This is a genomic window from Nostoc sp. UIC 10630 (assembly GCF_010747425.1).
In the GTDB taxonomy this organism is placed as follows: domain Bacteria; phylum Cyanobacteriota; class Cyanobacteriia; order Cyanobacteriales; family Nostocaceae; genus Nostoc.
Map to the genome: position 1 here is coordinate 1 of NZ_JAAGOG010000306.1, position 7,287 is coordinate 7,287.

Here is a 7,287-nt window from a genome sequence, read left to right on the forward strand (position 1 = left end):
GGGCAGGGGGAGGAGGCAATACGGTTCGATTAAAGGGGAAAGGGAAAAGGTTTTGAATAAATTTTTACCCTTTACCCCTTACCCAGACCTCAAGGAAAGTGAAAAATGCTTATCCAAACCGTATTGGGGGAGGAGGTAGGAGATAGAAACTCTTTATATGTGACGCGTAAGCCCTATTTAAATCTCAAGCAAAACTTCCCCAATTTCCGGTAAAATCAATTTCTGAGGATTGTGGAATTGGGAGAAATTTGGGGTGCCTACACTTGGCGTTAACATTGACCACATTGCCACCATCCGGCAAGCGCGGCGGACGGTAGAACCAGACCCGGTAGCGGCGGCGGTGCTGGCAGAATTAGCGGGCGCTGATGGAATTACGGTACATCTGCGCGAAGATCGGCGGCATATCCAAGACCGGGATGTGCGTATATTGCGGCAAACAGTGCGATCGCATCTTAATTTAGAAATGGCCGCAACAGAAGAAATGCTAGCGATCGCTCTCGATATCAAACCAGATTACGTGACTTTAGTCCCCGAAAAGCGCGAAGAAGTCACAACAGAAGGCGGACTAGATATTATTGGCCAAATTGCTAGAATAGGTGAGATAGTCGATAAATTGCAAAGCGCTAGCATTCCAGTTAGTTTATTTATCGATGCCGAACCAGCACAAATCGAAGCATCTGTCAAGATACAGGCGCAGTTTATCGAATTGCATACCGGACAATATGCAGAGGCTAAGGATGAAACAAATCGCCACCGAGAATTAGCCATATTAGCTAAAGGTTGTCAACAAGCGATTCAAGCTGGATTGCGAGTCAACGCTGGTCATGGACTCACCTATTGGAACGTCTATCCGGTGGCTGCGCTTCCAGGCATGGAAGAACTGAACATTGGTCATACCATCATCAGCCGGGCAGCATTAGTAGGTATAGAAAGGGCAGTCCGCGAGATGAAACAAGCTATAAGTGGGAATGGGGAATAGGGAATGGGGAATAGGGAATGGGGAATGGGGAATGGGAATTAGTTATTATTTTCTTGCTTCCCCTGCCTCCTCTGCTCCCCCTGCCTCCTGCTCCTCCTACTCCACTCCCGTATCTTAAAAGAGGGGTTGTCACTGCGAAATCTGGAAATTGGGATCAAATCTTCAGCAAAAACTTCTATGAGCGCAACACAGTCTAACAACCTGCCACTTTGGGTACAGGATAGAGATAAAGTGATAGCAGAAAGCACTGATGTCGAGTGGCGCTATCAGACACCGCCTGATTATTCTCGTTCCAAAGAAAATCTTGCCCAAGAAAGTATCCACAATCACCTTGAAGGTACACTGGAAGCGATCGTGCAAAACTTAGTGCGAACCTTCGAGATGGAGGTATCTTTCAAAGCTAACCCACAACAGTGGTTATCTATTGTCAATGAACAGTTTCGAGTGAGTACCAATGGCGGAGTAGAGTATACCGCAGCAGATTTATCAGCCCAAGGTACTTACAATCTATTTATGGCTGATTCAGAGCATTATAAGGCTTCAGAAGAAAGCTTTGAATCATCCGCAAAAGTCTTCCACACAACATTTCCCCAAGGATTTCCTTGGGAAGTGCTGGAAGTTTTCTCAGGGCCACCAAATGTCACATTCAAATGGCGGCATTGGGGACATTTTAACGGAGAATATAAAGGCCATGCACCTACTGGAGAGACAATAGAAATTATCGGCATGAGCATTGCAAAAGTTACCGATGACTTGAAGGTTATTTCCTTAGAACATTACTTCGACAATAATCTGTTCTTGGAAAAGCTAACATCTGGTGGCAAACAGACAAATGCCCAAAAGTCGGGAAGTGCTTGTCCGTTCAGTTCTTGGTTCAAGAAATCCCGTAAGAGTTAGTTGATAAGGGTACAGAATGTCGTACTGTGCCCTTACATTATTCACACAGCAACCAAAGGATGAAAATGCAAACATACTATTACGTTTTGGCTAGCCAACGCTTTCTTCTCCAAGAAGAACCCATACATGAAGTTATCAAAGAACGCACTCGTCACTACCACGAACAAGAAAAACAAATAGATTTTTGGTTGGTTGAGCAACCAGCTTTTTTGGAAGCACCCCAATTTGCACAAATCAAGGCAAAGTGTCCCCAACCATCAGTAGCAATTATTTCAACTAATCCCCAATTTATTACTTGGTTAAAACTACGTTTAGAGTACGTTATCACTGGAGAATTCCAGGCTCCTTCTGAGACAATACCAGATGCTTTGGCATCGTTGGCTACTGTATCTTAGAAATGGGGAATTGGGAATTGGGAATTGGGCATTGGTTATTACTTCTTCCCCAGCTTTTCCAGTTCTAAGTTCCCAGTCCCCAATTTTATTTGGTAAAAACAAAATATGTTTTGTAACAGTCCTTCCATTCCCACACTGAAGTAAGTAGGTTTTCAGCTTTTTTCTTATAAAATCTTCTAAGACACCTTGATTTACATAATCTAACTTTTGTGCATAGATTTCAGACTTTACCAAGTGTTTTAGGATTAGCGATATCTACGATGAGCTTCGCTTACGCAGGGTTGATTGGTGGCATGAGTTCTGTTTTTGCCCAACAAGCCATTCCTGCTTGTCAACCACCGACTTCGGGTGAGTATCTTTTATTGGTAGTCAGTCCCACAGCTGATAATCAAAAGCAGTTGCGTAGCGCCTTACCGCCTGAACTCAAAACCATTACCTGCAAATATCTCAACGAAACTGTGACGCGGATAGGGGGGTTTAAAAAGATTGATGATGCCAATCGATGGGCAAGGTATGTAAGTAATATTGTTGGCTTGTCTGCTATCATCACCACTCGACCAACAACGGCAGATGTACAGCCGCCACAAACACAGGCACAAACACAGCCACAACTACAGCAACAGCCACTTCAGCAAACAGTTAACTATAATCCTCAAGCATTAGGAGAGGGTTATGCAGTTTTGGTAGATTATTACAATCGTCCTGAACTAGTAAATAGCGTACAGCAAGCAGTAGGAGGCAACGTCGGTTTTGTTTCTTATGGACAACGCCCTTACTTGTTGGCAGTTTATACCACCAATCAAAGTGAAGCATACAATACATTGCAGAAGCTGAACAATGGCGGTTTTGTTGCCAGCATAGTAGATAGCCGTAAAGTGATTCTGCTGCGCTCAACTGTGCGCTTGTAGTGATATTAAGTTTTCTAGAATACTGATGCGATCTACCAAGTTGGTAATTTGTCAGCTGACAAATTACCAGTTCCCAATTAAAAATAGTCGCTCAAACAAGGATTTATTATCCTAGTTTAAATAAGCAAAACTAGCTAACCAACAAATGGTTATACCCAAAGCCGACCCAGCTATTACCTGAACTGGTGTATGTCCGAGTAATTCCTTCAGACGGTCTTGGCTAAAGTCTGGTTTTTCATGAAATAATTCATCAATCATTTGATTGAGGATACGAGCTTGCTTACCAGCCGCTTGGCGAACTCCGGCTGCATCGTACATGACGATGATGGCAAAAACCATCGCAACGGCAAAATCAGGAGATGCCCAACCAAGTGTTTGCCCTACACCAGCCGCTAGAGCTGTAACTAAAGCTGAATGGGCACTGGGCATACCTCCCGTTGTCACTAAAACACGGATATTCAGTTTGCGATTTTTGATGATCTCGACTACGAGCTTTAATGCTTGAGCAATTAAACAAGCGACCAGAGCAACCAGCAGCACCCGGTTGTCTAAAATGTTGCCTATGTCCTGCATGGTATTTTGGTTAGGTTAGTAAATATTAGCAGCGTTTGTTGGTTGAGGAAACATTTAGATTCAACCCAAAATCCAAAATTAACCTAGTACATCACGGCGAAAACAGATGAATTATTCAAAATTGTCTAAAAGCTGATTAAATTAGCTTTTTGAATTTTGAATTTTCAATTCTGCTGGGCGGTAGTAGTACAGTATCGTGTAAAGAAACCACCCATTCCCAATCAATGAAACCCTTACGGGATAAGAATTTAGAATTCCGCAAAGCGTTGCTAGTTATTGCGGCTAGTAATAAAATGAGCGATCGCTTGGAGTGGCTTGGCTCTGTCTCCAAATGGTTCTAATTCTGCACAAGCTACTTTAACTAGCTCTTGGGCTTTTAAGCGTGATTCTTCAAGTCCCCAAAGGCTAGGATAGGTCACTTTCTTTGCTTTTTGGTCTTTACCAGCTGTTTTGCCTAATTGCTCTTTTGTAGAAGTGATATCCAGAATATCATCTATGATTTGGAATGCTAGCCCAATATTTTCAGCATAACGGGTTAGTCGCTGCACATCTTCAGTTGATGCCCCAGCGATGATCCCGCCAGAAACTACGCAAGCTTCCAAAAGGGCGGATGTTTTGTGTCTATGAATGAAATTTAGCGTTTCTAGAGAAATATCTGATTTCCCCTCACACTCTAAATCGACAACTTGACCACCGACCAAACCAGCTGCCCCCAGCGCCCGACCAAGACGAACAATTACCTGCAAGGTTAGCTCTCTGTTAACGCTTTGGGGGGTTTTGAGGGCAACCAACTCAAAAGCGAGTGCCAACAAGCCGTCCCCAGCCAAAATCGCCACATCTTCCCCATAGACTTTATGATTTGTCAGCTTTCCCCGACGGTAATCGTCATTATCCATCGCTGGGAGATCGTCATGAATCAAAGACATTGTGTGGATCATCTCCACAGCACAAGCTGTTGGCATAGCCATTTCGATAGTGCCGCCCATCATTTCACAGGTAGCAAGGCAAAGAATGGGACGTACACGCTTGCCGCCAGCTAATAACGAGTAGCGCATCGCCTCATAAATCTTTTCTGGATAAATGATGGGGATAGCCTGATCTAAAGCATTATCACAAAGCTTTTGTCGCTCTTTGAGATAGGCTACTAAGTTAAATGTGGCTTCCTCTGGTGGTGTCTTTTGAACGTTATCAGTTGCTACCATTCTTCAATTCCTGACACTTTGGGATTTTTGTCTTATACGTCACAATTTTAAGGTGCTGTGGGGCTGAAAAAATGAAGAGTTCACAATTATGAGTTAGGAATTAGGAGTTAGGAGTTGAGACGCGATTAATCGCGTCTGTACAAGAGTTAGGATTAATAATTCTTAACTTTTAACTCATCACTCTCTTTCATTTTCTTGCTGCTCTGGAATAGCTGGTGAAGGTATTTTGTAACAATATGGCAACAGTCATAGGGCCAACACCACCAGGAACGGGGGTGATAAATCCTGCTACACCAGCAGTTGATTCAAAGTCAACATCGCCAATTAAGCGACTTTTGCCACTAGCATCGGTGACACGATTCATTCCCACATCTACCACAACAGCACCTGGTTTTACCATATCAGCAGTGATGAGTCCGGGACGACCTGCTGCTGCAATTAGAATATCAGCATTTTGGGTGATGCTTTTGAGGTCATGCGATCGCGAGTGAGCGATCGTGACTGTAGCATCAGCTTCTAGTAGCATCAGCGCCATAGGTTTACCCACCAAAATACTCCGTCCCACCACTACTGCCTGTTTTCCTTGCAATGGAATCTCATATTCTTGCAAAAGCCGCATCACACCATCCGGGGTGCAGCTGCGTAAACCGATTTCTCCCCGTACTAATCGCCCTAAATTAACTGGGTGCAGTCCATCAGCATCTTTATCGGGATCAATTTGATGTAACAGAGCCACACCATCCAAGTGCTTAGGTAAGGGCAGCTGCACAAGAATTCCATCCACCCGTTCATCGTGGTTTAGTGCAGCAATGACCTCTTGTAACTCCCCAAAGGTAGTTTCGGTAGGAAAATGCTTACCAAAAGAGGCGATGCCAACTTTTGCACAGGCTTTTTCTTTATTGCGGACATAAGCGGCTGACGCTGGGTTGTCGCCAACCATTAACACTGCTAAACCAGGGGGTCGTCCAATTTCTGGTTGTAATTGTGTAATCGCTACAGAAAGTTCTTGCTGAATTTTTGCGGCTATTGCTTTCCCATCAAGGAGTTTGGCAGTTTTTGTTTCCATAAAAATTCCTAACTATAAATTAATTCGCTTTTTATCCAAAAGTCTAGAAGAAAAATATTGCTTATTGACTTTTAACTATTATTGTGTATTTGCTTGATGTCGTAGCGTTTCTCTCACAGTCAATCCATAATGCTTATTTTCTCAGATCAACGGCTTTATCTGAAGAATAAAGAATTGCAGGCTGAAATTCAGAACATTTTTTGCTCAGTTGAGAGCGTGTTTCTGAAACCACAGAGAAAGAATATTATAGATGGGAACTGACCTAATGAAACTGGCGACAAAGCAAGCAGTGAAGCAAAAATTTGCTCAATCAGTGGCTTTCATGCAACAAACAAGAAATTTGTCCCTTTCGTTCTTATCCGCGCATAGTATTGTTTCCTACCGCCTGGGGTTGATTTTTTTATTGGTGGGAGGACTTTGTAGTTGTGGTAGTTTAACCTCATCAGGCTTGAATGGGACTAATTTCCAAATTGGTAGCAATGTCACGCCAATTCGAGAAATTAAACCAAAACAAGACAATCGGACTACAGTTTACATCCAAGGTCAGGTAGAAAAACAAGCTCCTCTGATGAAGCAATGGGCTTATCAAATTAATGACTCGACTGGCAAAATTTGGGTTATCACCAATCAAAAAAATCTAGCGAAGGGAGCGCAAGTGGTGATTAAGGGTAAAATTCGCTACCAAAGCATCCCTTTAGGTGGTAAAGAATTGGGGGAAGTTTATCTAGAAGAAGAGTAATCAGCAATTAAAAATTAATAATATATGAACAATCAACCGGTGCATGTAGCGATCGCAATTCTCTATCAAGAAAACAAGTTTCTCATGCAACTACGCGACAACATCCCCGGTATTCTCTACCCTGGTTACTGGGCGCTATTTGGCGGTCATATCGAACCTGGTGAAACCCCAGATGTCGCAGTGAAGCGAGAAATTTTAGAAGAAATCGGCTATGAGCTACCACCCTTTGTGGAATTTGGCTGTTATACCGACGAAAGAGTTGTCCGTCATGTCTTTCATGCACCACTATTGGTGGAATTAAATCAACTGGTTTTAAATGAAGGTTGGGATATGGGATTATTGACCCCAGAAGATATTCACCAAGGTAACTGTTATTCGCAAAACGCCCGCGAAGTACGCCCTTTGGGGAATACGCATCGGCAAATTATATTGGATTTTATGGAGAGAAATCAATCTTAATAGGAATTGGGAATTGGGCATTGGGCATTGGATTATTAATTTTTCTCCCCCTGCTCCCTGCCCCCTGCC

9 protein-coding genes are annotated in these 7,287 nt (G+C 43.1%); 6 read left to right on the forward strand and 3 right to left on the reverse strand.

All coding sequences use genetic code 11. The features are described from left to right. Positions 1 to 253 precede the first annotated feature (253 nt). The 4 genes from G1O98_RS35740 (at position 254) to G1O98_RS35755 (ending at position 3,179) form a co-directional block, all read left to right on the forward strand. Positions 254 to 979 (forward strand): pyridoxine 5'-phosphate synthase, encoded by a 726-nt coding sequence (locus G1O98_RS35740; protein WP_163938854.1) that lies wholly within the window; start codon positions 254 to 256, stop codon positions 977 to 979. A 177-nt stretch (positions 980 to 1,156) separates the two neighbouring features. After that, the gene (locus G1O98_RS35745; RefSeq protein ID WP_163938856.1) at positions 1,157 to 1,876 is read left to right on the forward strand and encodes an ester cyclase; all 720 of its coding nucleotides are present in this window, start codon (positions 1,157 to 1,159) and stop codon (positions 1,874 to 1,876) included. 65 nt (positions 1,877 to 1,941) lie between these two features. Next, on the forward strand, positions 1,942 to 2,271 hold the full coding sequence (locus G1O98_RS35750) for an MgPME-cyclase complex family protein (protein WP_012410129.1): 330 nt from the start codon (positions 1,942 to 1,944) through the stop codon (positions 2,269 to 2,271). Between the two features lie 209 nt (positions 2,272 to 2,480). Next, positions 2,481 to 3,179, forward strand: a complete 699-nt coding sequence (locus G1O98_RS35755) for a hypothetical protein (protein ID WP_163938858.1) — start codon at positions 2,481 to 2,483, stop codon at positions 3,177 to 3,179. A 111-nt stretch (positions 3,180 to 3,290) separates the two neighbouring features. Here the strand turns inward: G1O98_RS35755 and G1O98_RS35760 are convergent, their stop codons facing one another. The 3 genes from G1O98_RS35760 to folD form a co-directional block, all read right to left on the reverse strand. Beyond that, positions 3,291 to 3,752 carry a divergent PAP2 family protein gene (locus tag G1O98_RS35760; RefSeq protein ID WP_163938860.1) on the reverse strand — a complete coding sequence of 154 codons (462 nt, stop codon included), beginning with the start codon at positions 3,750 to 3,752 and terminating at the stop codon, positions 3,291 to 3,293. Positions 3,753 to 4,021: 269 nt separating this feature from the next. Then, the gene (gene crtE / locus G1O98_RS35765) at positions 4,022 to 4,954 is read right to left on the reverse strand and encodes a geranylgeranyl diphosphate synthase CrtE (protein ID WP_163938862.1); all 933 of its coding nucleotides are present in this window, start codon (positions 4,952 to 4,954) and stop codon (positions 4,022 to 4,024) included. Positions 4,955 to 5,141: 187 nt separating this feature from the next. Next, the gene (gene folD / locus G1O98_RS35770; protein ID WP_163938864.1) at positions 5,142 to 6,020 is read right to left on the reverse strand and encodes a bifunctional methylenetetrahydrofolate dehydrogenase/methenyltetrahydrofolate cyclohydrolase FolD; all 879 of its coding nucleotides are present in this window, start codon (positions 6,018 to 6,020) and stop codon (positions 5,142 to 5,144) included. Between the two features lie 250 nt (positions 6,021 to 6,270). Between folD and G1O98_RS35775 the strand changes: the two genes are divergently transcribed. After that, entirely contained in the window at positions 6,271 to 6,759 is a 489-nt protein-coding gene (locus tag G1O98_RS35775) for a hypothetical protein (protein ID WP_175586993.1), read from the forward strand. A 24-nt stretch (positions 6,760 to 6,783) separates the two neighbouring features. After that, positions 6,784 to 7,218 (forward strand): NUDIX hydrolase, encoded by a 435-nt coding sequence (locus G1O98_RS35780; RefSeq protein WP_163938867.1) that lies wholly within the window; start codon positions 6,784 to 6,786, stop codon positions 7,216 to 7,218. Positions 7,219 to 7,287 lie beyond the last annotated feature (69 nt).

Coding starts and splice junctions, on each gene's coding strand:
- G1O98_RS35745 (WP_163938856.1), top strand. CDS start 1,157: ATGAGCGCAACACAGTCTAACAACCTGCCACTTTGGGTACAGGATAGA.
- G1O98_RS35780 (WP_163938867.1), top strand. CDS start 6,784: ATGAACAATCAACCGGTGCATGTAGCGATCGCAATTCTCTATCAAGAA.
- crtE (WP_163938862.1), bottom strand. CDS start 4,954: ATGGTAGCAACTGATAACGTTCAAAAGACACCACCAGAGGAAGCCACA.
- G1O98_RS35760 (WP_163938860.1), bottom strand. CDS start 3,752: ATGCAGGACATAGGCAACATTTTAGACAACCGGGTGCTGCTGGTTGCT.
- folD (WP_163938864.1), bottom strand. CDS start 6,020: ATGGAAACAAAAACTGCCAAACTCCTTGATGGGAAAGCAATAGCCGCA.
- G1O98_RS35775 (WP_175586993.1), top strand. CDS start 6,271: ATGGGAACTGACCTAATGAAACTGGCGACAAAGCAAGCAGTGAAGCAA.
- G1O98_RS35750 (WP_012410129.1), top strand. CDS start 1,942: ATGCAAACATACTATTACGTTTTGGCTAGCCAACGCTTTCTTCTCCAA.